Source organism: Chryseobacterium phocaeense, assembly GCF_900169075.1.
Lineage (GTDB): Bacteria > Bacteroidota > Bacteroidia > Flavobacteriales > Weeksellaceae > Chryseobacterium > Chryseobacterium phocaeense.
On sequence record NZ_LT827014.1, the window covers coordinates 564,465 to 588,587 of the forward strand.

24 protein-coding genes are annotated in these 24,123 nt (G+C 39.2%); 15 read left to right on the forward strand and 9 right to left on the reverse strand.

Going from position 1 to position 24,123, the window contains the following annotated elements; genetic code table 11:
* Positions 1 to 86: 86 nt before the first annotated feature.
* The 9 genes from hflX to B7E04_RS04145 all read left to right on the forward strand — a co-directional run bounded on the left by hflX (position 87) and on the right by B7E04_RS04145 (position 9,685).
* A complete protein-coding gene (gene hflX, locus B7E04_RS04105) occupies positions 87 to 1,313 on the forward strand; it encodes a GTPase HflX (RefSeq protein ID WP_080777496.1) in 1,227 nt (408 codons plus the stop codon).
* Complete coding sequence (locus B7E04_RS04110) at positions 1,313 to 1,951, forward strand: DUF4919 domain-containing protein (protein WP_080777497.1); 639 nt, start codon at positions 1,313 to 1,315, stop codon at positions 1,949 to 1,951. Before hflX ends, B7E04_RS04110 begins: the two co-directional genes overlap by 1 nt.
* 11 nt (positions 1,952 to 1,962) lie before the next feature.
* The gene (locus B7E04_RS04115) at positions 1,963 to 3,249 is read left to right on the forward strand and encodes a cation:proton antiporter (protein WP_080777498.1); all 1,287 of its coding nucleotides are present in this window, start codon (positions 1,963 to 1,965) and stop codon (positions 3,247 to 3,249) included.
* 17 nt (positions 3,250 to 3,266) lie between these two features.
* Entirely contained in the window at positions 3,267 to 3,989 is a 723-nt protein-coding gene (locus B7E04_RS04120) for a DNA alkylation repair protein (RefSeq protein WP_080777499.1), read from the forward strand.
* An 83-nt stretch (positions 3,990 to 4,072) separates the two neighbouring features.
* Positions 4,073 to 4,741 carry a hypothetical protein gene (locus tag B7E04_RS04125; RefSeq protein WP_080777500.1) on the forward strand — a complete coding sequence of 223 codons (669 nt, stop codon included), beginning with the start codon at positions 4,073 to 4,075 and terminating at the stop codon, positions 4,739 to 4,741.
* Positions 4,742 to 4,755: 14 nt separating this feature from the next.
* On the forward strand, positions 4,756 to 6,780 hold the full coding sequence (locus B7E04_RS04130; RefSeq protein ID WP_080777501.1) for a hypothetical protein: 2,025 nt from the start codon (positions 4,756 to 4,758) through the stop codon (positions 6,778 to 6,780).
* A complete protein-coding gene (locus B7E04_RS04135; RefSeq protein ID WP_080777502.1) occupies positions 6,781 to 8,022 on the forward strand; it encodes a hypothetical protein in 1,242 nt (413 codons plus the stop codon).
* Between the two features lie 30 nt (positions 8,023 to 8,052).
* A complete protein-coding gene (locus B7E04_RS04140) occupies positions 8,053 to 8,391 on the forward strand; it encodes a DUF6122 family protein (protein WP_080777503.1) in 339 nt (112 codons plus the stop codon).
* Between the two features lie 223 nt (positions 8,392 to 8,614).
* Entirely contained in the window at positions 8,615 to 9,685 is a 1,071-nt protein-coding gene (locus B7E04_RS04145; RefSeq protein ID WP_080777504.1) for a calcium:cation antiporter, read from the forward strand.
* A gap of 98 nt (positions 9,686 to 9,783) precedes the next feature.
* Here B7E04_RS04145 and B7E04_RS04150 read toward each other — a convergent pair whose 3' ends face one another.
* Positions 9,784 to 10,164: a group III truncated hemoglobin gene (locus B7E04_RS04150; protein ID WP_080777505.1), complete on the reverse strand. Its 381-nt coding sequence runs from the start codon at positions 10,162 to 10,164 to the stop codon at positions 9,784 to 9,786.
* Between the two features lie 147 nt (positions 10,165 to 10,311).
* Between B7E04_RS04150 and B7E04_RS04155 the strand changes: the two genes are divergently transcribed.
* The 3 genes from B7E04_RS04155 to B7E04_RS04165 all read left to right on the forward strand — a co-directional run bounded on the left by B7E04_RS04155 (position 10,312) and on the right by B7E04_RS04165 (position 12,207).
* On the forward strand, positions 10,312 to 11,283 hold the full coding sequence (locus tag B7E04_RS04155) for an ion channel (protein WP_080777506.1): 972 nt from the start codon (positions 10,312 to 10,314) through the stop codon (positions 11,281 to 11,283).
* Positions 11,284 to 11,772, forward strand: a complete 489-nt coding sequence (locus B7E04_RS04160; protein ID WP_080777507.1) for a YkgJ family cysteine cluster protein — start codon at positions 11,284 to 11,286, stop codon at positions 11,770 to 11,772. It abuts the gene before it with no gap.
* 114 nt (positions 11,773 to 11,886) lie between these two features.
* Positions 11,887 to 12,207 carry a hypothetical protein gene (locus tag B7E04_RS04165; protein ID WP_080777508.1) on the forward strand — a complete coding sequence of 107 codons (321 nt, stop codon included), beginning with the start codon at positions 11,887 to 11,889 and terminating at the stop codon, positions 12,205 to 12,207.
* Between the two features lie 39 nt (positions 12,208 to 12,246).
* Here the strand turns inward: B7E04_RS04165 and B7E04_RS04170 are convergent, their stop codons facing one another.
* The 4 genes from B7E04_RS04170 to B7E04_RS04185 all read right to left on the reverse strand — a co-directional run bounded on the left by B7E04_RS04170 (position 12,247) and on the right by B7E04_RS04185 (position 16,386).
* On the reverse strand, positions 12,247 to 12,615 hold the full coding sequence (locus B7E04_RS04170) for an iron chaperone (protein ID WP_080777509.1): 369 nt from the start codon (positions 12,613 to 12,615) through the stop codon (positions 12,247 to 12,249).
* Positions 12,616 to 12,744: 129 nt separating this feature from the next.
* A complete protein-coding gene (gene gdhA / locus B7E04_RS04175; protein ID WP_062651555.1) occupies positions 12,745 to 14,103 on the reverse strand; it encodes an NADP-specific glutamate dehydrogenase in 1,359 nt (452 codons plus the stop codon).
* 190 nt (positions 14,104 to 14,293) lie between these two features.
* Complete coding sequence (gene dprA, locus B7E04_RS04180) at positions 14,294 to 15,403, reverse strand: DNA-processing protein DprA (protein WP_080777510.1); 1,110 nt, start codon at positions 15,401 to 15,403, stop codon at positions 14,294 to 14,296.
* A gap of 215 nt (positions 15,404 to 15,618) precedes the next feature.
* On the reverse strand, positions 15,619 to 16,386 hold the full coding sequence (locus B7E04_RS04185; protein ID WP_080777511.1) for a rhomboid family intramembrane serine protease: 768 nt from the start codon (positions 16,384 to 16,386) through the stop codon (positions 15,619 to 15,621).
* Between the two features lie 258 nt (positions 16,387 to 16,644).
* Here B7E04_RS04185 and B7E04_RS04190 point away from each other — a divergent pair, with 258 nt between their 5' ends.
* Together B7E04_RS04190 and B7E04_RS04195 are read left to right on the forward strand one after the other, a co-directional pair.
* Entirely contained in the window at positions 16,645 to 17,571 is a 927-nt protein-coding gene (locus B7E04_RS04190; RefSeq protein ID WP_080777512.1) for a DUF3078 domain-containing protein, read from the forward strand.
* Positions 17,572 to 17,793: 222 nt separating this feature from the next.
* Positions 17,794 to 18,714: a DUF3078 domain-containing protein gene (locus B7E04_RS04195; RefSeq protein ID WP_080777513.1), complete on the forward strand. Its 921-nt coding sequence runs from the start codon at positions 17,794 to 17,796 to the stop codon at positions 18,712 to 18,714.
* Positions 18,715 to 18,922: 208 nt separating this feature from the next.
* On the opposite strand, the gene sufD is transcribed toward B7E04_RS04195, so the two are convergent.
* The 4 genes from sufD to B7E04_RS04215 all read right to left on the reverse strand — a co-directional run bounded on the left by sufD (position 18,923) and on the right by B7E04_RS04215 (position 23,107).
* The gene (gene sufD, locus B7E04_RS04200) at positions 18,923 to 20,230 is read right to left on the reverse strand and encodes a Fe-S cluster assembly protein SufD (protein WP_185117067.1); all 1,308 of its coding nucleotides are present in this window, start codon (positions 20,228 to 20,230) and stop codon (positions 18,923 to 18,925) included.
* Positions 20,231 to 20,344: 114 nt separating this feature from the next.
* Positions 20,345 to 21,088 (reverse strand): Fe-S cluster assembly ATPase SufC, encoded by a 744-nt coding sequence (gene sufC / locus B7E04_RS04205; protein ID WP_080777514.1) that lies wholly within the window; start codon positions 21,086 to 21,088, stop codon positions 20,345 to 20,347.
* A 161-nt stretch (positions 21,089 to 21,249) separates the two neighbouring features.
* A complete protein-coding gene (sufB, locus tag B7E04_RS04210) occupies positions 21,250 to 22,698 on the reverse strand; it encodes a Fe-S cluster assembly protein SufB (protein ID WP_080777515.1) in 1,449 nt (482 codons plus the stop codon).
* Between the two features lie 79 nt (positions 22,699 to 22,777).
* Positions 22,778 to 23,107: a HesB/IscA family protein gene (locus B7E04_RS04215; RefSeq protein WP_062651544.1), complete on the reverse strand. Its 330-nt coding sequence runs from the start codon at positions 23,105 to 23,107 to the stop codon at positions 22,778 to 22,780.
* Between the two features lie 145 nt (positions 23,108 to 23,252).
* Between B7E04_RS04215 and B7E04_RS04220 the strand changes: the two genes are divergently transcribed.
* The gene (locus B7E04_RS04220; protein ID WP_080777516.1) at positions 23,253 to 24,122 is read left to right on the forward strand and encodes a GLPGLI family protein; all 870 of its coding nucleotides are present in this window, start codon (positions 23,253 to 23,255) and stop codon (positions 24,120 to 24,122) included.
* The last annotated feature ends 1 nt before the right edge of the window (position 24,123 follow it).

Below are 24,123 nucleotides of genomic sequence, written 5' to 3' on the forward strand. Positions count from 1 at the left end.
AAAAAATGCTGAAGATTAAAAAATGATTTTGTTTTTTTTCCTGAAAATTGGTATCTTGTGAAAATCACAAACATAGATAGAAATTAATGCTAGATAAGAAAGAACATCATTACGAGAAAGCAGTATTAGTAGGGGTTATTACACAACATCAGGATGAGGATAAGCTTACGGAATATATGGATGAGCTGGAGTTTTTAGCTTTCACTGCGGGAGCAACGGTTCAGAAACGATTTACTCAGAAATTAACCCAGCCGGACTCCAAAACCTTTATCGGAAGCGGAAAAGCACAGGAAATTAAGGAATACGTAAAGGAAAACGAAATAGGAACCGTTATTTTCGATGACGAGCTTTCTCCTTCCCAGCTTAAAAACCTTGAACGGGAAATTGAAGTGAAAATCCTGGACAGGACTAATCTGATCTTAGATATTTTTGCACAGAGAGCTCAGACTTCCTATGCCAGAACTCAGGTTGAACTGGCGCAGTACCAATATCTTCTTCCCCGCCTCACCAGGATGTGGACCCACCTTGAGCGTCAGAAAGGAGGGATCGGGATGAGAGGTCCCGGGGAAACGGAAATTGAAACCGACCGCCGTATTATCCGTGACAGGATTTCCCTGTTAAAGGATAAACTTAAAACCATCGACAGACAGATGGCTACCCAGCGTAATAACCGTGGGAAGGTAGTGCGTGCAGCTTTGGTAGGCTATACCAACGTTGGAAAATCTACCCTGATGAACGCACTTTCCAAGTCTGAAGTTTTTGCGGAAAATAAATTATTTGCCACTTTGGATACTACCGTACGAAAGGTAGTAATCGGAAACCTACCGTTTTTGCTTACAGATACGGTGGGGTTTATCAGAAAGCTTCCCACACAGCTTGTGGAATCCTTTAAATCTACCCTGGATGAGGTTCGTGAAGCGGATCTTCTTATTCATGTAGCCGATATTTCGCATGAAAGCTTTGAAGACCAGGTAGAATCTGTAAATCAGACTTTAATGGAGATCAATGCGCATCAGAAGCCGATGATCATGATTTTTAATAAAATTGATGACTTCAGCTATGATAAAAAAGATGAAGATGATCTGACCCCATCTACTAGAAAAAATGTTTCCCTGGAAGAATGGAAAAAGACCTGGATGGGTAAATCCAAATATCCAACGGTTTTTATCTCAGCTTTAACCAAGGAAAACTTCCCGGAAATGAAGAAAATGATTTATGATGAGGTGATGAAGATCCATATCTCCAGATTTCCGTATAATGACTTCCTTTTCGAGTATTTCGATAATGACGAAGAAGAAGAAAATAACGATTAATGAAGCATTACTTTTTCCTCTTACTGGTTTTCTTTTCGGTTTTTGGGTTCAGCCAGAAATCAAAAATCGATTTAAAAAACATTGAAAAAAGCCTTAAAAATTCAGATTCTCCCTACAATTATGAGAAACTGATTTTTAAATATAAAGGATATCCCAAATCCCTTGACAGTATTGAAGCCCAGTACCTTTACTACGGAAGAAACTTCAGGGATGATAAGGTGTCTACTTCAGACGACGCGTTCAAAAGCCTGGCAGATGCATTTAAAGAAAATAATTTTGAAGAATGTATCAAGCAGGGTAAAGTCCTGTATGACAAAGATCCTACGAACCTGGATGTTCTTCTTGTGCTTCTCAGAGCCTATGATTCGCAAAAGGACGGGAGTAATTTTATGCATCACCTGAGTCAGTTCCGTTCACTGACGGAGGGAATGAAAAATTCCGGAGACGGAACTTCTGAAAAAACAGCTTATCTGGTCAATTCCGTGGGAGATGAATACATCCTGCTGAATATCCTGAATATCGGGAAAGATTATGTGAGAGGGTCCAGGCCAACCAAAGACGGAATGTTTGATATCTGGGAAAAAGACGGCCGTAAACTGTACATCAAAATACTTTATTTAGACTTTAAAATCAATTAAAAAAACACTTAGTGGAGTTATATTATTCATTTTCAGCCTTAATCGTACTGGCATCTATTTTTGCCTATCTCAATTACAGATTTCTTAAGCTTCCGAGTACCATCGGGATTATGGTGATTGCCATTGTGGTTTCCATCTTTCTGGTGATGTTTGGGGAAACGGTTCTTCCAAGAACTTTCGGACATCTGAACAAGCTGATGAACAGTATAGACTTCACCGAAGTCCTGATGGGAGCGATGCTTAATTTCCTTCTTTTTGCAGGAGGAATCCACATTAATATCAATGACCTTAAGGAACAGTTCCGGCCCGTCCTGATATTTTCCACCGCAGGAGTCGTGATTTCCACGTTTGTGGTAGGGTTTGGAATGTTTTATCTGTTGCCCTTTTTAGGAATACAACTTCCTTTTATCTATTGTCTGGTGTTCGGAGCGCTTATTTCGCCTACTGATCCTGTAGCGGTTTTGAGTATCCTGAAGCAGGCCAATGTATCCAAATCACTGGAAACAAAAGTAGCCGGAGAATCCCTTTTCAATGACGGGATGGCGGTAGTTGTGTTTACGGTGGTTTTACAGCTGGCTATCGGGAAAGAAGTGGATCTTGGGGTTGAAAGCATCGGATTGCTTCTGATGAAAGAGGCGGGCGGAGGAATCTTGCTTGGGGTTTTATTGGGATGGGTAACATCCAGATTGATGCGTGAAGTGGACGATTATATTATTTCAGTTTTAGTAACACTTTCTGTGGTAATGGGAGGATATCTTATTGCCAGACAGATGCATATTTCAGGACCGCTCACGATGGTGGCTGCCGGTCTGTTTATGGGGAATTTTAACGTAAGATTTAAAATGAAATCCATTACCCAGGATTATCTGATTAAATTCTGGGAGCTTATTGACGAAATCCTGAATGCCGTATTATTCCTCTTCATCGGTTTTGAATTATTGATGATCAAGGATCTGAAGCATTTCATGATTCCCGGGTTATTGGCGATCGCAGTGGTTTTAATTGCCCGTCTGATCTCGATATGGGTTCCTACAAGATTCATGTCGATGAGAACAAGATTCAGTCCGCAGACCGTAAAGGTACTGGTCTGGGGAGGTATCCGTGGCGGAGTTTCCATTGCATTGGCCATGTCAATTCCAAAAAGTGAATACAGCGAAACCATTTTAAGTATCACCTACTGCGTGGTGGTCTTCTCAATTATTGTCCAGGGACTTACCATTGCTAAAGTAGCCAATCCGAAAGCAATTGCAAAAGAAGAGGAGCAACAGGAGAGTATTGTTGCGGATGAGCATGCTTAATTAAAACACAGATTAAGATGAAAAATAATATAATCAAAGAAATAGAAGAAGCTTTAGCTGTACTATCCATCCCGGAAAAGGCAGCGTTTTTTCCGAAATTTTTTAAAACAGGAAAAGGGGAATACGGTGAAGGAGACCTGTTTTTAGGCGTGAAAGTTCCGGATCAGAGATCGGTGGCCAAAGAATATTATTCAAAAATAGATCTGAAAGACCTGAGCACGCTGTTGTCTTCAAAATACCATGAGCACAGGCTTACTGCGCTTTTTATGCTGATCTCCAAATTTGAAAAAACGAAGGATAAGACGGTGAAAGAAGAGGTTGTACAGTTTTATCTGGACCATCTTCCGCATGTCAATAACTGGGATCTGGTGGACTCCAGCTGTTATAAGATTCTGGGGAGATATGCTTTTGAGAACGGGAAGGAAGACTTGTTGCGAAATCTTTCGGATTCTGAGGAAATGTGGCATAAAAGAATTGCTGTCGTAGGAACCATGCACTACGTGAAAAAGGGATCTTTTGAGCTTACCAAGGAATTTGTGACGAAGAACCTGAAGCACACACATGACCTGATGCACAAAGCCAACGGCTGGCTGCTCCGGGAAATGGGCGAGAAAAATGAAGCGGAACTCATCTCATTTTTGAATGAACATTATCAGGGAATGCCGAGAACCTGCCTTAGGTATGCCATTGAAAAGCTGGATGAAGATGTACGGCAGGATTATCTGAAAGGAAGGATTTAATAGACCGTTTACCGCAAATAAATCAACAAATGGGGTATTTTAGGTCGAAAATGAGTAATTTTGTCCTTCCTAAAAACTCAATTATGAAAAACGTTTTGAAGCTGTTGGTGCTGCTGCTTCCTGTATTACTGCTTACGAGCTGTTTTGATATTTTGGATAAAGTCAATATCAAAGCGGACGGAAGTGGTGAGTATACCCTTATTCTTAACGCGAGCAAAAGCAAAACAAGACTGGCTTCCATTTCAAAAATGGAGACCATTAACGGGAAAAAAGTTCCTAAAAAAGCTGAAATTGAAAATAAAATCAATGAAGCTTCCAGAATTTTTAAAGCAACCCCCGGGATTTCCAATGTGAAAACTTCCATGGATTTTGACAATTACATCCTGAAACTGAGCTGTAATTTTAAGAAGATTGAAAACATCAACGCCGGACTGGAACAGCTGAAAGCAAAAAATATCCTGGGGAAAATGATTCCCACGCAGATTTACAGCCAGAATCTTGCTAAAAAAACACTCACAAGGAATAAAGTGAATACATTCAAAGCGGATTATGATAAAATGGGGAAAGCAGATAAAGAGGTTTTCAACAATGCGAGATACACTTCCGTGATGCAGTTTGAAAATACAGTAAAATCCCAGACGAACAGTGCTTATGTACTTTCTCCGAATAAAAAAGCTGTTAAACTGGAAGCGGAAATCCTTGATCTTATCTTTCAAAAGAAACAAATACAAAACACGATATTATTTCAATAAATCTACACTAAACCATGAAATCTATAGTATTAAAAACACAAACACTTACGTTCATACTTTTTGGTTTTATGCTTGTTTTTGCGCAAAACAGCATGAAAATCCCCAACGATGTTATATTTTATATGGAGATCAACGGGAAGCAGCTTAACCAGAAAATCAACTGGCAGAAACTTAATCCTTTACTGCATGAACTAAGCAAAAAAAACAAAGAAAATTCTTCCTGGAATGATTATTCGAAAACCGGGATTAAGTACGACGCCACCCAATACCATTATGCGAGTTTTAACGACTCTATACAGACCTATAATACCCATTTCATCATAGATAACAAGGCTAAGTTCCAGGAATTCATCAATTCTACCAAGAAAAAAGGACTGGAAATTTCCCAGGGAAAAAATTATTCTTACGTAGATATAGACGATGATATCTTTGTAGCGTGGAACAATGACCGTGCGGTTTTAAGCATGATCAACTATACCAAGCCGTTTAAAGATCTACTGACTGAAGAAAAGATTGACAGTATTGCTGCTGTAGCGGACAGTGCCGCGGCTCCACCTATGATAGATAGTGCCTATGTTGAAGAACCGGAAAAGCCTTTTGATTACAAGGAGGAAATCCTCATGCTGAAAGACGAGATCAAATATTTAAAAGAGAGCATCAAGGAAAGCAATAAGGAAATTACAAGGATTCAAAAGGATATTAAATATCTCGAAAAGCATCACAAATATCCGAAAGAAAATGTAGACACGCAGCATTCGGAAGGGGAGACGGAGATGTATCCGCAGGAAGAGGAGTATGCAGAAGCCGAAGTGGATTCCGCCTATCAGAAAGAGCTGGATTCTATACGCAGGGAAGATTTCAAAATAGTGAAAAAAATTGCAGAAGGACGTTTTGACCAGTATTTCAGTTCCAATCTGGAAATTGAAGTTCCGAAAACCATGCTCAAATTCAGAGATCCAAACTCCGATGCATTCGTGTATACGGATTATGGAAAACTGATGAACGACGGGATTTACGGGAAAATGATGCGACGTTTCGAGTTCGGGCAGTTTTTCAGAAATGCCTATGATTCCAATTCATACTACAACCTGTATTTTGATAAGGATAAAGTAAAGCTGGTCAATAATTACCAGCATAAAAACCCGGAAACCCAGAAAGCTATTTCGTCCGTTTATAAAGGGAAGAAAAATAAAAAGCTTACTGCCCTTATTAATGATAAAAGTGTAGGTTACTATGTCATCAACGTAGACGGGTCTAAATGTTTTGACATGATGTACAGCCTGCTTCAGGACTCGGGAGAAGGCGAATACAAAAAAGAAATGGAGCTGATGATGGAAACCATGAAAATTGTTCTTGACGAAGACGCCATCACTAAAGTAGCACCAGGAAACGGGATCTTCGTCCTCAATGAATTGAAATCCAAACAGGTGGAATACACCGATTACGAATATGATGAAGATTACAATGAAAAGGAAGTAAAGAAAACCAAAGATGTAGCCGTTCCTAATTTTACTTTTGCTTTCTCCACAGAAAATGAAGGCTACTGGAACCGGGTGTTCAATGTATTGTCTACCAATAAGCGTTTGACTAAAAAATTCTCGAAAAACGGTAATATCTACTCGTTTAAAGAAGAAAAAGGGGATGGGTTTATGGATGAGCTGTACTTTACCGTAAAAGACGGAACTGTTTATCTTACAAGCTCTACAGACAATCTTAAGACTCAAAACCAGTCAGATATTTCAAAGCAGTGGGCTAAAGATTCATTTAAATATCCACTGTCCGGAAGACTGGATGTTCAGAAACTTTTGATAGGGATGGAGAAAGAATTTAAAACCCCTTCGGAAAGAAAATCACTGGATCTGTTCAGGAAAAATGTAGGTGAAGTGTATTATAAAGCAGAGGTGAAAGGAGACAGCCTGGAAACTGAAATTGATTATAAAATTAAAAACTCTTCCGAAAACAGCCTGATGTATTTCTTTGATCTGTTTGATGAGATCTATAAAATCAATGAAGCAGAGAAAAAGCCTCAAATATTGTAAATGAACAAAAAGAAACTTATTGTCCCGTTAATTTTTGTACTCGCTGGAGCAGCAGTCTACTTTGTATTTTTTTTTAAAGATAAAGCATTGAAGTTTATCCCGAAGGATGCAGACGCGGTTGTTTTAATCGATGTTAAAAAATTAACGGGACAGTATATTTCAAACCTGATCACCCATCCTTCCAGGTGGTCCGGAAGCAAAAAGAAAGATAAAACCACCGTTTCGTTAAAAGACTCGGGCATCCGGATTCCGGATTTCTTACAGGTTTTTCACCTGAAAGACACCCGGTTTTCCGAATGGTACACCGTAGTTGAGCTTAAGAATGTGGAAAAATTCTCAGCCTATTTAAAAAGCCACCAGTTCATAAGCAAAGGAGAAAACATATTCCGGAAAGACCAGATTTTTATTAAAATTGAAGGAGAAAAGTGTATTTTGGGAACCTCAGCATCAGCTTTTGATAAGATCTGCCGGTTCCTGCTTCATTCTTCCGGACACAGTACAATGCATGCAGATCAGCTTATTGATCAGTCTTTAGGAAGTCTTTCTTTCATTTCCGGAGGGAAAATCCAAAACTTTGCTATTGATCTTAAAAAAGATGGAATTGAGATAAAAAATACTGCCGAATCACAAAATTTAGCATCATTGGCTGCTAAGCTTCAGCAGAAAAATTTCTTTCTTGAAGCAGAGCTCAATGCTGAAAATATCCGGAATTACACTTCCTTTTTTAGCAAAGGCATCAGGGATTCTTCACAGGTCACCTATTTCAAAGCCAATGCAGACCTTGAACAGGTAAATGATACCATCATCAGCTACGAATACGATGATAATTTCAATGAAGTGGAGAAAAAAATTTACCAGAAAATTATCCAGCCGAATTATGTGATGGAGCTTCAAACCTCAGATCCGGAAAAAGCATGGAGCTATTTCGAGCATAAAAAATGGATTAACAATCAGGATCAGTTCACCGCGATCCCTTTCCAGCCTAATCATGTTGTTAAAAATAGTCAGGGGCTTACCATACAATCTACAAGGAACCCGCTTCCCTTGTCCCGGAAAGAAAAAGAAAATTATATTCTGATCAGGAATCATCCTTTGCTGCTGAATTCCTTAAGTACCTTATCACCTGCAGAAAAAAAGATGCTTTCTGATGTGGACTATATCTATTACGGAAATAAGGACCGGAATTATTGGGTGAAGATCAAAGTGAAAGAAGATCCACTGCCTTTAATTTTAAGATGGTAAAAAGTTCTCCGGTTAAAAGACAGAATACTCATGGCCTTATCTGATATTGCATTACTGAAATCAATCACGCATTATTTTTTGCATCTGGTTTTCCCGGTGTTCATTGCACTGATATTTTTCCGTAAAAACTGGAAAAAGGCTTATCTGATCATGTTGGCTACCATGCTGGTGGATCTGGACCATATTTTTGCTAATCCTGTTTTTGATCCTTCAAGAAACAGTATTGGTTTTCATTTTTTACATTCCTATTATGCCATTGCGGTGTATTTTTTGCTGCTTTTTTTTAAAGGAAATATCAGAATCATAGCCATCGGCCTTCTGTTTCATATGCTGACGGATTTTCAGGATTTTTATCTCTGGAGTCATTAGGTAAGGATGTTCGAAGAAGGAAGCGGGAAGTTAATGTAAGCCGTTAATTGGTTGAAAGAATGATAAAAAGAAAAGGAATAGAAAGGAAACAATTGTCATTTCTGACCTGAAGAACTTCCATCTTCCAACCTCTGACTTCCCTCCTTTATAACATTAAAATATGATTAATATTTTCTTTTGATATTTAAAATTTCATAGATTTTTTGTATTTTGTAGACGCTTTATGAGATTAAAAGAACTTTTACATTATACGTATATTTTTCCTGTCCTGGCGGTGGGGTATTACTTTTCCGGACTGATGGGAACAGGGGTTCTCTATGATATTATTGCAGGGCTTCTGCTCACCGGAAGTGTCTTGTCTGCAGTACACCACGCCGAGGTGGTGGCCCATAAGGTAGGGGAGCCTTTCGGAACCATTATCCTGGCCCTCTGTATCACCATTATCGAAGTAGCGCTGATCATCTCACTGATGGTTGCCGGCGGCGATCAGGCGATCACGCTGGCCAGGGATACCGTTTTTGCTGCCGTCATGATTATTCTGAACGGAATTCTGGGGATTTGTATCCTCGTAGGCGGAGTAAAATACCATGAGCAGTTCTTCGCAAGGACTTCCGCAACCACTTATCTGGTAAGTATTGTTTCTATTCTGGTGCTTACCCTGGTCCTTCCCAATTTTACATCAAGTGTCAATGGACCTTTTTATAATGAAGCACAGCTGATTTTTATTTCCATCGCATGCCTGGCCATCTATGGCGTGTTCCTGATGGTCCAGACCGTGCGCCACCGAAGCTACTTTATTGTTCCTGACGAACATCCGGAAGAGCATTATATTCCTTCCGTGAAAAAAACACTGATCAGCTTCGTTTTCCTTGTGATCTGCCTGATTATTGTTGTCCTCATGGCGAAAGGACTTTCCGGAACCATTGAAAATATGGTACAGAGTATCGGGGCTCCGAAATCTTTGGTAGGGGTTATTATTGCGGGGGTGGTACTTCTTCCTGAAGGAGTGGCGGCTATCCGTGCGGCAAGAAGCAATCAGATACAATCGAGTTTAAACCTTGCATTGGGGTCTGCACTCGCGAGCATAGGGCTCACCATTCCGGCTGTGTCTACGGTGTGTATTGTGTATGATATCCCGCTGGTATTGGGGCTTGATAAAAAAGATATTATTCTTCTTTCGCTGTCTGTATTTATCGTGATGCTTTCCTTAAGCCGCGGGAAAACGAATGTTTTGTATGGAACCGTTCTTCTGGTTAATCTTGCTGCCTATATCTTTACCGTTATTGTTCCTTAATAAGAAGTTAGAGATTAGAAATTAGAAGTTAGAAAGACTCTGATTGTTTATGGGTTTTGAATCTAAAATCTAAAATTCAGAATCCAAAATTCAAAATTTTACAATCTCCTCGCCAGTTCCATTTTAAAAGCCATCAGCTTGGCAATATTCTCGGACTTATAAATCGCCATGTCAGCATTTTCGCCCGCGAAATTCTCTTCAATAGTAGTTCTCCATAGTTTCAGCCATTGGTCAAAATGTTTCTGTTCCATGGCCTGGATTTCATTTATGGGGAAATGCACGCCCATAGGATTTCCTTTATAGCTCATCTGCCCGAAAAGGATGCTTTCCCAGAATGAATACATCTTAGGAAGGTGCTTGTCCCAGTCTACTTTAGCCACATCATTAAAGAAAAATCCAATCGTCTCGTCTTTAACCACTTTAGCATAAAATGAATTGACGAGGTGCTCAATATCTTCCCTTGATTCCAATTTTTTCATACTTCAAATGTACTGCAAAATCAAAATAAAAATTCAATCGTCAGCTTGATAAATTTCATGAAAACAATATTTTATCTTTGCAAAAGCAATTAAGTAAACTGGCGAATTGGCAAATCTGCTTTTTTGCCTAACAAAAACAATACTAGAATGGCCAGAGGCTTCAGACAGAAGATTCGTCAGAAAAATACGGAGAACAGTGGTTTCGGAAGCAGTGCGTCCGGAAGGTTTATCAATAAAGACGGTCTCCCGAATGTAAAACGGAGAGGAGTAAATGTATTCAACAGGCTGAGCTGGTACCATACCATGCTGAACCTGTCAACATTCCGTTTCCTTTCTTATCTGGTGATTGCGTATATTCTGGTTAATCTCGTGTTCGCATTGATTTATTATCTGATTGGGGTAGAACATCTTACCGGAATAGATAAAAGTGATCCCCTGAATGAATTTATTGATGTCTTTTTCTTCAGTTCCCAGACCTTTACCACTGTGGGTTACGGAAGAATTGCCCCTGTAGGCTTTTTAGCGAGTCTGGTAGCAACTTTTGAAGCGTTTCTGGGATTGCTTACCTTTGCCATCGCAACCGGGCTTTTTTATGGGCGATTCTCAAGGCCTAGAGCATATTTGAGGTTTTCCGACATTGCAGTGATTGCTCCGTTTAAAGAGTCGAGGGCTTTAATGTTCAGACTGGCGCCTTATAAAAATAATGCCCTGACTGATGCAGAGGTTATTGTTTCAACGGCTATTGAAGTAATTGAAAACGGTGTTCCGAAAAGTAATTTTTATTCTTTAAAAACCCATTTGAACAAGATCAATACTTTGGCGCTGAACTGGACGGTGGTTCATGAGATCAAGGAAGACTCGCCGTTTTATGGCTTTTCCGAAGATGATTTTAAAAATACGGACATAGAAATCATTGTTCAGGTCCGCGCGTTTGATGAAGTTTTTTCCAATACCGTGGTCCAAAGGTCATCATACGTCTCCTCGGAGATTGTGTACGGAGCTAAATTTACTCCGATGTATTATCCGGATCAGCATGATCTCACCACCGTTTTGGATCTGGATAAAATTAATGAATATCAAAAAGCAGAACTTCCGGGACATGCCGGAGCTCATGAATAAATGAATTTAGACCTTTATAAAAAACAGGCTTTACAAAAGCAGAAGGAACATAAAAAATTTCTGGACGGATTAAAAAAGAAGCCGCCCAAAAACCTTGATTATGTGGTCCAGGAAACCCATGAAGAAGTGTTTGAGGTAGTGGATTGCCTTCAATGTGCCAACTGCTGTAAAACCACCGGACCTTTATACACAGAAAAAGATATTGAACGGATTTCAAAACATCTGCGGATGAAACAGGCTGATTTTGAAGCCAAATTTTTAAGAGTGGATGAAGATAATGACAAAGTCCTGCAGAATCTTCCCTGCTTTTTCCTGAATAACGATAATACCTGCTCCATCTATGAAGTCCGGCCGAAAGCCTGCCGGGAGTATCCGCATACAGACCGCAAAAAGATTTACCAAATCAATCATCTGATGCTGAAAAACACCGTGATATGTCCCGCCGCCTATGAGTTTGTAGAAAAAATGATGAAGAATATTTCAAGGTAAACCGACGTGGTAAAAATTCTTAAATAATTATAAAGTACGTTAAATAAAGAGGTTACGCATAATTTAATAAAAAGGATGGCGTTTAATTTAAACAACCATTTAAAATATTACATTATGAAAAAGTTAATTTTAGCGGCAGCATTTACTTTTGTCGGCGCAGTTGCAATCTCAGCTCAGGCCCAGACACAGACTCAAAAACCGGCAGAGACTCCTGCTAATCAAACAACTCCAACCCAACAGCAGGCTACACCCGCAGATGCTCAGAAACAAAATACCACAACAACTACAACAGCAACTGTAAGCACTACGGCCGCGCCGGCCACTAATGTAGAATCTTCAACTACGGTGGATACAGGTACTACAGATGCTATAAAGCCTTCCGATGCTACAAAGGCAGAAAAAAAGGCTAAGAAAAAGGCAAAGTCATCTAAGTAAATATTGAACAAAGCAGAAAGGGGTCCTGGAACATTAGTTTCAGGATTTTTTCTGATCAATTTCGTTCATCCTGAACTCTACCATTTTTTGAACAAGTTCCATAGGAATATCCTGATCTATGGGGAACTGGACCGCTCCTTTTGAATAGGTATACTCTTTTTCACGGAAATCCTTTTCAAAAGCTTTAATGCCTTCGGGCCCCGGATAAAAACCAATATGCTTTTTGTAGCCGGCAAAATAGACCAGAGGTTTCCCTTTATACTTAAATGCAGGCATCTGGTATCCGATATATTCCTCCGGATCAGGAACTATACGGTGGATGGCTTCTCTCAGCTCCAAAAGTTTCTGCTGAACTTCATCAGGAAACAGAAGGATATACTCATTAATATTTTTAAAGGTATTTTTCATATGGTAAAAATAAAAAAAAGCGCTGTACATAGACAGCGCTTTCTCCTTTCACTTTTTACTTTTTTCCCATTATCCCGGGAACAGGCTGTATCAAAAAAGGCCGGGAATTTTCCCAACCTTTGTTTATTTTTATACGACTCCCTGAGCCAGCATTGCTTCTGCTACTTTTACGAAGCCGGCAATATTGGCTCCTTTTACGTAGTTCACATAGCCGTCCTCATCTTTTCCGTAGTCTCTGCACGCTTTGTGGATTCCGATCATGATCTCTTTCAATCTTGCATCAACCTCTTCAGAAGTCCAGTTAAGACGGATCGAGTTCTGCGTCATCTCAAGACCTGAAGTGGCAACACCTCCGGCGTTGGATGCTTTTCCAGGTGAGAATAGAACTTTATTATCAAGGAAATAATTGATGGCATCCAGTGTAGAAGGCATGTTAGCAGCCTCAGTAACACAAAGACATCCGTTTTCAACCAGGATTTTAGCATCCTCAAGATCCAGCTCGTTTTGGGTGGCAGAAGGAAAAGCTACATCGCACTTCACACTCCAAGGACGTTTTCCTGCGTGGAATTCTGCAGAAGGATATTTTTTAGCATAATCCTCAGCTCTGTTGTTACCTGAAGATCTCAGTTCTAATAAATAATCGATCTTTTCGCCGCTGATCCCATCTTTATCATAAATATATCCGTCCGGACCAGAGATCGTTACTACTTTAGCACCAAGCTCGGTCGCCTTTTTGATTACTCCCCAGGCTACGTTTCCGAAACCTGATACACTTACGATTTTATCTTTGAATGTTTCGTTGATCGTCTTAAGCATCTGCTCTGCGAAGTATACCACACCGTATCCTGTAGCTTCAGGACGAATCAGTGATCCTCCGTAAGCAAGACCTTTTCCGGTAAGTACTCCGGTGAATTCGTTTCTGATTTTCTTATATTGTCCGAAAAGATACCCGATTTCTCTTGCTCCTACACCAATATCTCCTGCAGGAACGTCTGTTTCAGGACCAATATGCTTGCAAAGCTCAGTCATGAAAGCCTGGCAGAAACGCATTACTTCCATATCAGATTTTCCTTGCGGATCGAAATCTGAACCTCCTTTTCCTCCTCCCATCGGAAGGGTAGTCAGTGAGTTTTTAAATACCTGCTCGAAAGCCAGGAATTTAAGAACAGAAAGGTTTACCGTAGGATGGAAACGGATTCCTCCTTTGTATGGTCCAATCGCAGAGTTCATCTGGATTCTGAAACCTCTGTTTACCTGGATTTCTCCTTTATCATCAACCCATGGAACTCTGAAGATTATAATTCTTTCAGCTTCAGCCATTCTTTCCAGAAGCTTCATTCCTGTATATTCCTTTTTGGTCATAATAAACGGAATTACAGTCACAGCTACTTCTTTTACGGCTTGTAAAAATTCTGGTTCATTAGGATTTTTTGCTTCAATCTTGGCAATAAACTCCTGGATTTTCTGGTCAATATTATATTGTTCCATATATTAGGGTTGAATATTATTGTCAACAAATTTAATTTTTTTTTCAAGATTCACAATACTCTATTTCAACATTGCTAAAAATTAAATAATAATGTTTCGAATTATTATTAAATTGATAATTTATGATCAATTTTTATTAAAAATTAAAAGTTAGCTCTTAAATGATGCAATATTAAGAAATCGTTAATTCTTAAATTGCGGTAAATTGCCTCCCGGAAAATGATTTTAGTTTCCCTAAAAGCTCCAATTCTAAAATTACCGGTAGAATTTTATAGGCTGGAGTGGAAATAATCTGCGCAAGATCATCCAGAGAGACATGTGGATGAGTCTGTATTGTCTGATAAATTATTAATTGATTTTCAGAGAGTTGTACATTGGTTTCGCTGTAAGGAAACAACTCTTCAGGTTTTGCTTTGGAATGGTTAAAACCCAGTGAATCTATAAGATCTTTTATAGTAGAAATACAGGATGCTTTGTTTTGGAAAATCAGCTGGTTACATCCCTGGCTATATGGATCTGTAATCTTTCCCGGCAGGGCAAAAACTTCGCGGTTATAGTCATTGGCGAATGCGGCGGTGCTTATGGACCCGCCTCCAAATCCCGTTTCCACCACGATGGTTGACGGAGAAATTCCTGCAATAATCCTGTTCCTCTGGATAAAATTTTCACGGTCCGGTTTCCGGGACGTATTGAATTCTGTCAGCAATGCACCGCCTTCTTCCAGAATTTTGTCGGACAGCTTTTTATTTTTGGAGGGATAAAGGGTATGAAATCCATGGGCCAGAACCGCAGCGGTTGGAATTTTATGTTGAATGGACTGCTCATGAACTTCTTTATCTACGCCAAGTGCTAATCCGCTGACAGATACATATCTGGAAGATTTGGATGCCTCAAAGAAATCACAGATGAACTGTTTGCCGTAAGATGTCATATTCCGGGTTCCTACAATGCTGATTTTGGGTAAGGAATCATCAAAATTTCCTTTTTGATAGAGAATGGCTGGAGCGTCATCACATTCATTGAGGAGATAGGGAATCTGTTTAAGATGCCTGAGATGAACCCTGATCTCGTTCTTTTCACAAAATTGTATTTCTTTTTCTGCAAATCTCAGATATTCGCTGTTTCCAATGTCAGCGACTGTTTTTCTGCCGATTCCTTCTGCTTTGCTGTATTCTTTTTTTGCTCTTTTCCATGCTTCCTCGGCACTTCCGAAGGTTCGGATAAGTTTGTGAAAATTAATATCACCAATCAGGCTGCATTCGCGCAGGGCAATTGCATAGAGGTATTCTTCCGGAACCATTTGTGTTTTTTTTCAAATGTAATAAAATAAGATGAATCGGAGATGGCAAGGAAGTAAGAAGCTGGGAGAGGGAAATTATTGAGTCATCTTTGATGATTTGTCAATGGTGAATAGTGAATAGTCAATTTGCTTTGCAGGAAAATAATGAAAATATGCTGGAAAAAATTCACAATTGACCATTCACAATTAACAAATGAACACCTTCAAAATCTGATTTATTTTCCCCTTAATTCATCCAGACGATCCCAGATATCTTCTCTTTTCTTATAAGGCAGCTCCAGAAAGTCATCGGGATGATTGGCTTTATATTCCTGCCAAAGTTTATCGTCTTTTTCGCTGTAGTAATTTGGAAATTCCCAGATGAATTTTTTTTTTCTTTCGCCTACATTTTTGAATGCAAAAGCCATAATGCTTCCTACTACCGCCCCGGAAAGATGAGCCTGCCATGAAATTTTACTGGGTTCCTGGAGATTGTAGAATAATTCTTCCGGAAACATTCCCCAGATCAGACTGCCATAATACAAAACAACAAGCATTGATATGGTAAGCAGCTTCATATTCCATTTAAAAACGCCGCTGAAGAACAGGAAAAACGCAAGAACGTAAACAATTCCACTGGCTCCAATGGTACAGGTATACATATAATCTCCGGTTAGAATATCAATGGGAGGCAGCAGCCACAGCAGCAGGCCTGTAGCCAGCCAGCCGGTAATAAAAACTTTATTGGCAACCAATGGGTAAAACTGATATAACAGAAACAGGAGAACAGCCACCGGAATAGAATTGCTTATAATATGATCCATATTTCCATGCAGAAGGGGAGAGGTGATGATCCCCAGCAAGCCTTCCGGTAAAAGTGGTATAATGGCCCCAAAACAGCTTTGGAAAAAGCCCAGCGTCTGCAGAAAAAAGCCAAGCCACATCGCTGAAAGCATCAGCAATGGAGTGATCACAGCTCTTTTGGAAATTATATTTTTAAACATGCGGAGGTTACGTCAAATCAAAAGCCAATGATAAATTTCGGAAAATTTGGCGATGAAATCACCGCAGGTCTTTTTATTTTAAGACAAAAGGTGTCAATTTCAAAATATTCAGCTTAAAATTTTGACATTGAATGTATTAAAGTGGCTTGTTTTTGGCTTATTGAAGTTAATTCTGGTGATTTAAGACGTTTTTATTGCTTGGTTATGGCTTTAAAAAAAATTATATTAATATTTTTGTAATGAAAATCATGTAAGATAATGAAGAAGTTTTTATTGATTCTTTCCCTTTCTATAGGGATTTATACAAGTGCACAGGAAGAATTGAAAAAAGATTCAGTAGTCACAGATACCGTAAAATACTGGTCCGTATTGGGGAAAAATACTTTAATGATTAATCAGGCTGCCTTTTCAAACTGGGTAGGTGGAGGAGCCAACAACGTGGGCTGGCTGGCCGGAGTGAATTATAATCTTACCTATGAAAAAGATAATGATCTCTGGGAAAATATTATTGTACTGGACTACGGGCAGAACGATACAAAAGGACTTGGCGTAAGGAAAACACAAGATGTGATCAATGTTTCTACCAATTATGGGCGCAAATTTTCCAAAAGCTGGTATTTCTCCCTGGGAGCCGGATTACAGTCTCAGTTTGCGGCCGGATATGAGGACGGAAATAACCCCGCAGCCAAGAAAATTTCCAATTTTATGGCTCCCGGATATCTCAATCTCGGTATGGGTATTACGTACAGGCCCAATGATGACCTGACGGTTACTTTGCGGCCTACCAACGGACGTTGGACTTTTGTTTTGGATAAAGATCTGCAGCTCGCCGGAACTTATGGTTTGAAAAATGACGGAGATACTTCTCTGTTACAGTTCGGTTTTCTGGGAACTGCCATGTATAAGGTAAAATTAATGGAGAATGTTCATATTACGAATACCGCTTCCGTATTCTCTAATTATCTGGATCATCCTGAAAGGCTGGTTCTGGCTTATGGTGCTGTTGTAAATTTCAAAGTCAATAAATTTATTTCGTCCAATATTACACTTGATCTGTTATATGATCATAACCAGATCCAGAAAACCCAGCTGAAACAAACACTGGGAATAGGATTCGCTTATACTTTGAATAACGGGGTAAAACGGTCCGACCGGAAAGACAGCCAGTGGTGGATTAAGAAATAAATGCACAGCTGTACATAAAAATAAAAATCACTTCATGCGGAGTGATTTTTTATTAATAAGAATTTTGAATAATATTATCTTGTTTGATGTTTTTTATTCTCATAATTTTTTAAATGGGTTGTTTTCTTAAATCAATAAAGGACAATTGCGATATATCATAAATATGTGATTAGTTTTATACCAAAAATATATGTATATTTTTGTAACGAAAAATCCTTATCTATGAAAAAACTTTTATTTGCCTTTTCCATATCTGTTGGAATAAGCTCTATGGCCCAGGAGGCTAAATCCGATGCTCCTGCAGCTGATACTTTAAAAGCATGGTCTATTCAGGGACAAAATACCTTAATGCTCAATCAGGCCGCTTTTTCAAACTGGGTTGGCGGTGGAGCCAATAACGTGGGCTGGCTGGCCGGTGTTAACTATAACCTGACCTATGAAAAAGGGAAAGACCTTTGGGAAAACATTATTATTCTGGGCTACGGACAAAATAACACCAAAGGGATCGGGACCAGAAAAACGCAGGATGTGATCAATCTGTCTACCAATTACGGGCGTGAATTTGCAAAAAGCTGGTATCTTTCAGGAGGTATCGGGCTTCAGACTCAGTTTGCCGGCGGTTACGAAGACGGCAATAATCCTGATGCGAAAAAAATCTCCAATTTTATGGCTCCGGGATACCTTAATGTGGGTGTAGGTGTTACCTACCGTCCGAATGACAATCTTACCGTGACGCTCCGTCCGGCCAATGCCAGAGTAACCTTTGTTCTTGATGAAGACCTTCAGACTGCAGGCACTTATGGCCTTAAAAACAACGGTGATTCTTCCCTGTTTCAGTTTGGTTTCCTGGGTACGGCCATCTATAAGATCAAGATCATGGAAAATATCAACCTGACCAATACAGCATCAGTGTTCTCAAATTATCTTGATAAACCGGATCATCTGGTACTTGGGTACAGCGGAATTCTTAATATGAAGATCAATAAGTTTATTTCAACGAATATCACTCTGGATTTGCTGTACGACCACAATCAGATTCAAAAGACACAGCTTAAACAGACTTTAGGCGTTGGTTTTGCTTATAATATTGATAACGGGAGAAAACGTTCTGATAAAAAAGATAACCAGTCCTGGCTGAAGTAGTAGGCAGGCTGGAAAATGGAAAGTATAAGTTAATTGTGAATGGTGAATCGTGAAATTTTACCAGCTGGATTTTTAACTATTTCCTGCGAAGCAAATTGACTTTTCACTATTCACACATGATCAATAACTTCTTTCTTCCAGCTTTCATCAGTAATAAAAAAAGCACTTCGGTTAGAAGTGCTTTTTCTGGTATCAATTTATATTAGTCTTAAAATTCTATATCCACCTGAAGCTTTTCAGCTAAAAGTTTAGAGATTTTTTCTTTAAGCGGTTCTATGTCTATGTTTTGCATTGCATCGTTAGCAAAAGCATATAAAAGTAATGCCTGAGCTTCTTTTTTGGAAATTCCTCTTGCTCTTAGGTAGAACAGGGCATCTTCATTCAATTGACCTACTGTACAGCCGTGAGAACATTTTACATCGTCAGCAAAAATCTCAAGCTGTGGTTTGGTATCAATGGTTGCTCCTTCGCTTAGCAATACGTTGTTGTTCTGCTGGTAAGCGTTGGTTTTCTGAGCAATTTTATCTACGAATACCTTTCCATTGAATACTCCGTGAGCATTACCATCAAAAATACCTTTGTAATTCTGGTAGCTCTCACAGTTCGGGAAGTTGTGGTGAACAGCCGTGTGGTGATCTACCAGCTGGTCCTTACCAATGATCGTGATCCCGTTCATGAAGGAATTGATATTGCTTCCGTTGTGAATGAAATCAAGGTTGTTTCTTACCAGTTTTCCTCCGAAAGAGAACGTATTCACAGTGGTTAAGCTGTCTTTTTCCTGTCTTGCAAACGTGTTGTCAATAAGATAGGAGGTGTTGTTATCGTTCTGAAGTTTGTGCCAGTCTGCTTTGGCGTTAGGATAGGTGAAAATTTCCGTCACGGAATTCGTCAGCACATATGTACTGTCAAAATTGTGGTGACTCTCAATAACTTCTACCTTTGCTCCATCCTCTACAATCAGTAAGTTTCTGGTATTGTAGAATGTGTTTTCTTCCTGATTCTGAGAGATATAAAAAACGTGGATAGGTTTTTCGATCACCACATTTTTAGGAACTTTTAAAAAGAATCCGTATTTGCAATACGCAAGGTTCAGATTGGTGAATGCTGTATCTTTGGAAGCAATGGTATTGAAATATTTTTCAAATACTTCTCTGTGCTTCTCATCATTCAACGCATAGTTGAAGGAAAGGAATTCTACATTCTCGATAGAAACCTTTGAAAGCTCTTTATGAAGCTGTCCGTTCACAAAGACGATCCAGTCAAAATTTTCTTCACCCAAATGAAGCTGATCCAGCTGCTCTTTGGTGATATTATGACTTTCTTTAGGGAAAAAATTATAATTTTTCTCTGTGATCTCTTTGATGCTGGTATATTTATATTCTTCGTCTTTTTTTGTCGGAAAACCTAAGTTTTCGAACTTTTGAAGAGCAGTTTTTCGTTCTTCATCCAGAAATCTGTGACGAAGACTCTCCAAAAATTCACCGTGATTGTCAATAATCTGATCGTATAAAGCCATTACTGATATTTCGGCCATCACACCTTATTTTATATATTTAAAAATATTATTTACTGCGGGTTTTCCGCATATTCAGATGGAATTGATAAAATTCCCTTCTGAAAAAGAGACTTCTTAGTTAAGAAGCCAGTCGTAGCCTTTTTCTTCAAGTTCCAGAGCAAGGGATTTGTCACCGGTTTTGATGATTTTTCCGTTGGCAAGAACGTGAACGTAGTCAGGCTGGATATAGTTAAGCAGTCTCTGATAGTGAGTAATCAAAAGAACCGCATTTCCTTCGTTTTTAAAAGCATTAACCCCATCAGCCACAATTCTCAGGGCATCGATGTCAAGTCCTGAATCTGTTTCATCCAGGATAGCCAGTTTCGGGTCAAGCATCATCATCTGGAAGATCTCGTTTCTTTTCTTTTCACCTCCGGAGAAGCCCTCGTTCAGCGATCTTGAAAGGAAATCCTTTTTGATCCCCAATTGCTCAGATTTTTCACGGATCAGGGCAAGCATTTCTTTAGCCGGCATTTCTCCCAGCCCGTTTGCTTTTCTGGTTTCGTTCAGAGCTGCTTTAATGAAATTGGTTACAGAAACTCCCGGAATTTCTACCGGATACTGGAAAGAAAGGAAAATTCCTTTGTGTGCTCTGTCTTCAGGAGCATCCTCGATGATGTTTTCACCCCCGAAAATAATCTCTCCGTCTGTAACTTCATAGTCTTCCTTTCCTGCAATTACAGAAGAAAGAGTAGATTTTCCGGCTCCGTTCGGTCCCATGATGGCATGAACTTCACCCGGTTTTATTTCAAGATTAATACCTTTTAAAATTTCTGCGCCGTCTTCAATTTTGGCGTGCAAGTTTTTTATCTCTAACATATATTCAAATTTATCGCAACGTTAGACTGACATTTTTGTCTTTTGTAATCCTAAACCACTAGTTACAAATACTAACGACTGCAAATGAAATACTATTTTTTATTTATTTAAACATTAAGACTTAAGAAAATAAAGAACTTAACTTCTTAATGTTTACATTTTTATCCTACTGATCCTTCCAGAGAAATTTCCAACAATTTCTGAGCTTCAATAGCGAATTCCATTGGAAGCTTATTCAATACTTCTTTACTGAAACCGTTTACAATCAAAGCAATTGCTTTCTCCGTATCAATTCCCCTCTGGTTGCAGTAGAAAATCTGGTCTTCCCCGATTTTTGAAGTCGTAGCTTCATGCTCCAGCTGTGCTGTAGGATCTTTGATTTCAATATAAGGGAACGTATGCGCTCCACATTCATTACCCATCAGCAGAGAATCACACTGGGAGAAGTTTCTGGCCCCTTTTGCAGAAGGCATTACTTTTACCTGACCCCTGTATGAGTTTTGGGATTTTCCTGCAGAAATTCCTTTTGAAATAATCGTTGATTTGGTATTCTTACCAATGTGGATCATTTTTGTTCCCGTATCCGCATACTGGTGATTGTTGGTCACCGCAATAGAGTAGAACTCACCGATAGCTCCGTCCCCTTTTAAGATACATGACGGATATTTCCATGTTACGGCAGAACCTGTTTCCACTTGCGTCCAGGAAATTTTTGCATTTCTCTCACACAAACCTCTTTTGGTTACAAAATTGAACACACCTCCTTTTCCTTCTTCATTTCCAGGATACCAGTTCTGCACCGTAGAATATTTAATTTCGGCGTCATCCATAGCAATAAGCTCAACAACTGCTGCGTGAAGCTGGTTCTCGTCTCTTGAAGGGGCTGTACATCCCTCAAGATAGGAAACGTAACTTCCTTCATCTGCAATTACAAGGGTTCTTTCAAACTGTCCTGTTCCTGCCTGGTTGATACGGAAGTAAGTAGAAAGTTCCATCGGGCATTTTACTCCTTTCGGGATATAACAGAAACTTCCGTCAGAGAATACTGCGGAATTCAGTGCGGAATAGAAGTTATCTCCTCTCGGAACAACTTTTCCAAGATATTTTCTTACTAAATCTGGATGGTTTTTAATGGCTTCCGAAATAGAGCAGAAAATAATTCCTTTTTCCATTAAAGTATCCTGGAAAGTGGTCTTTACGGAAACGGAATCGATTACAATATCTACAGCAACTCCGGAAAGTCTTTTCTGTTCTTCAATGTTAATTCCAAGCTTTTCGAAAGTTTTCAACAGCTCAGGATCTACCTCATCTAAACTTTCCAGTTCAGGTTTGGCCTTTGGAGCCGCGTAATAGCGGATTGCCTGAAAATCAGGTTTTTCATACTTAATATTGGCCCAGGTAGGTTCAGTCATTTTCTGCCAGATCCTGAAAGATTCGAGACGCCATTCCGTCATCCATTCCGGCTCCTCTTTTTTAGCAGAGATGGCACGGACAATATCCTCATTTAAACCGGTAGGAAAGTCTTCATAGTCTATCTTCGTTTCCCAGCCGAATTCATATTTTTTATTTTCTAGATCGACTCTTAAGTCGTCCTCAGTGTATTTACTCATTATTTTTTTTTAGATTCCAGATGTTAGGTTTCAGGTTTCAAAACGGATCTGAATTCTGATATCCAGCATCTTATGTCTTTTATAAAGAAAAACTTTCTCCACACCCACATGTTCTGGATGCATTGGGATTGTTAAATACAAACCCTTTTCCGTTCAATCCTCCTGAATATTCAAGAGTGGTTCCTGCTAAATAGAGGATAGATTTTTTATCTACAACAATTTTGATTTCATTATCTTCAAAAACCTGATCTGTATCCGTTTTTTTATTGTCGAAACCCAAAACATATTCTAAACCGGAGCATCCTCCACTTTTTACCCCCACTCTTATATAATCTTCAGCAGCGTTGAAACCATCTTCTGTCATCAGCTGGATGGCTTTTGCTTTTGCTTGATCTGATACTTTTATCATTGTATTTATTTAGAATGATTTAATGATGCAAAAATACGTACAATAATTAGGAAATAAAAATCCGCAATTTTATTTTATCGATTTTTATTATTGATGGCTTAACTTTGGTAACCTTTTGAAATCCAAACAATAAATTTATTCTACAATGAAAAAAATTGGCATCATTGCTTTGGCGCTCTTTATGCAGCATATTTCTGCCCAGAACAACCGGTTTGTTTATCAGGTAACGATGAAACCGGACGCAGAAAATAAAAGTGATATTAAAACTGAAAACGCCTATTTAGATATTTCTGCAGAAAAGTCTCTTTTTTATTCTGAAAACCGGTATAAAAGAGATTCCATCATACAGGCAACGGTATCAAGCGGAGGCGGAAGAGGATTTAACAGGGATCAAATGGAAAGTTTAAGATCAAACATTAACTATTCCATTGAAAAAGACAAAAAAAGCCAGCAGACTACTTTTAAAGATAGAATTGGAAGGGATGTTTATGTCTACGAAGAAGACCGTCCTCTGAACTGGAAAATTTCTTCTGAGACCACCAAAATAGGGGAATATAAAGTTCAGAAAGCGGAAACGGATTTTGGCGGAAGAAAATGGACCGCGTGGTTTACTACTGATCTGCCTTATCAGGACGGACCATATAAATTTAGTGGACTTCCCGGGCTCATTGTAAAAGTTGAAGATGATAAAGGAGAGTATTCTTTTGATCTTATGAAAAATTATAAAATAGGAGAAATTCCTGCTTTAAACCAGTTTGGAAATACCATTAAGGTAAAAAGAGGTGATTTTGTGAAACAGCAGGAAAAATTTAAAAAAGATCCCGTATCCTTCATGACTCAGGGCGGCGGCGGATTTGCCCAGACAAGAATTGCCGGTGGTGGCGGTGGAATCACACCTCCAAGAGGCGGAGGAGGGAACCGCGGCGGCGGAAATTCCGGGGATTTCAGGAAAAGAATGGAAGACCGGGTAAAAGAAGAGATTAAGAAAAACAGCAACCCGATTGAATTGCAATAAA

Coding starts and splice junctions, on each gene's coding strand:
- hflX (WP_080777496.1), top strand. CDS start 87: ATGCTAGATAAGAAAGAACATCATTACGAGAAAGCAGTATTAGTAGGG.
- B7E04_RS04110 (WP_080777497.1), top strand. CDS start 1,313: ATGAAGCATTACTTTTTCCTCTTACTGGTTTTCTTTTCGGTTTTTGGG.
- B7E04_RS04120 (WP_080777499.1), top strand. CDS start 3,267: ATGAAAAATAATATAATCAAAGAAATAGAAGAAGCTTTAGCTGTACTA.
- B7E04_RS04125 (WP_080777500.1), top strand. CDS start 4,073: ATGAAAAACGTTTTGAAGCTGTTGGTGCTGCTGCTTCCTGTATTACTG.
- B7E04_RS04130 (WP_080777501.1), top strand. CDS start 4,756: ATGAAATCTATAGTATTAAAAACACAAACACTTACGTTCATACTTTTT.
- B7E04_RS04135 (WP_080777502.1), top strand. CDS start 6,781: ATGAACAAAAAGAAACTTATTGTCCCGTTAATTTTTGTACTCGCTGGA.
- B7E04_RS04140 (WP_080777503.1), top strand. CDS start 8,053: ATGGCCTTATCTGATATTGCATTACTGAAATCAATCACGCATTATTTT.
- B7E04_RS04145 (WP_080777504.1), top strand. CDS start 8,615: ATGAGATTAAAAGAACTTTTACATTATACGTATATTTTTCCTGTCCTG.
- B7E04_RS04150 (WP_080777505.1), bottom strand. CDS start 10,164: ATGAAAAAATTGGAATCAAGGGAAGATATTGAGCACCTCGTCAATTCA.
- B7E04_RS04155 (WP_080777506.1), top strand. CDS start 10,312: ATGGCCAGAGGCTTCAGACAGAAGATTCGTCAGAAAAATACGGAGAAC.
- B7E04_RS04160 (WP_080777507.1), top strand. CDS start 11,284: ATGAATTTAGACCTTTATAAAAAACAGGCTTTACAAAAGCAGAAGGAA.
- B7E04_RS04165 (WP_080777508.1), top strand. CDS start 11,887: ATGAAAAAGTTAATTTTAGCGGCAGCATTTACTTTTGTCGGCGCAGTT.
- B7E04_RS04170 (WP_080777509.1), bottom strand. CDS start 12,615: ATGAAAAATACCTTTAAAAATATTAATGAGTATATCCTTCTGTTTCCT.
- gdhA (WP_062651555.1), bottom strand. CDS start 14,103: ATGGAACAATATAATATTGACCAGAAAATCCAGGAGTTTATTGCCAAG.
- dprA (WP_080777510.1), bottom strand. CDS start 15,403: ATGGTTCCGGAAGAATACCTCTATGCAATTGCCCTGCGCGAATGCAGC.
- B7E04_RS04185 (WP_080777511.1), bottom strand. CDS start 16,386: ATGTTTAAAAATATAATTTCCAAAAGAGCTGTGATCACTCCATTGCTG.
- B7E04_RS04190 (WP_080777512.1), top strand. CDS start 16,645: ATGAAGAAGTTTTTATTGATTCTTTCCCTTTCTATAGGGATTTATACA.
- B7E04_RS04195 (WP_080777513.1), top strand. CDS start 17,794: ATGAAAAAACTTTTATTTGCCTTTTCCATATCTGTTGGAATAAGCTCT.
- sufD (WP_185117067.1), bottom strand. CDS start 20,230: ATGGCTTTATACGATCAGATTATTGACAATCACGGTGAATTTTTGGAG.
- sufC (WP_080777514.1), bottom strand. CDS start 21,088: ATGTTAGAGATAAAAAACTTGCACGCCAAAATTGAAGACGGCGCAGAA.
- sufB (WP_080777515.1), bottom strand. CDS start 22,698: ATGAGTAAATACACTGAGGACGACTTAAGAGTCGATCTAGAAAATAAA.
- B7E04_RS04215 (WP_062651544.1), bottom strand. CDS start 23,107: ATGATAAAAGTATCAGATCAAGCAAAAGCAAAAGCCATCCAGCTGATG.
- B7E04_RS04220 (WP_080777516.1), top strand. CDS start 23,253: ATGAAAAAAATTGGCATCATTGCTTTGGCGCTCTTTATGCAGCATATT.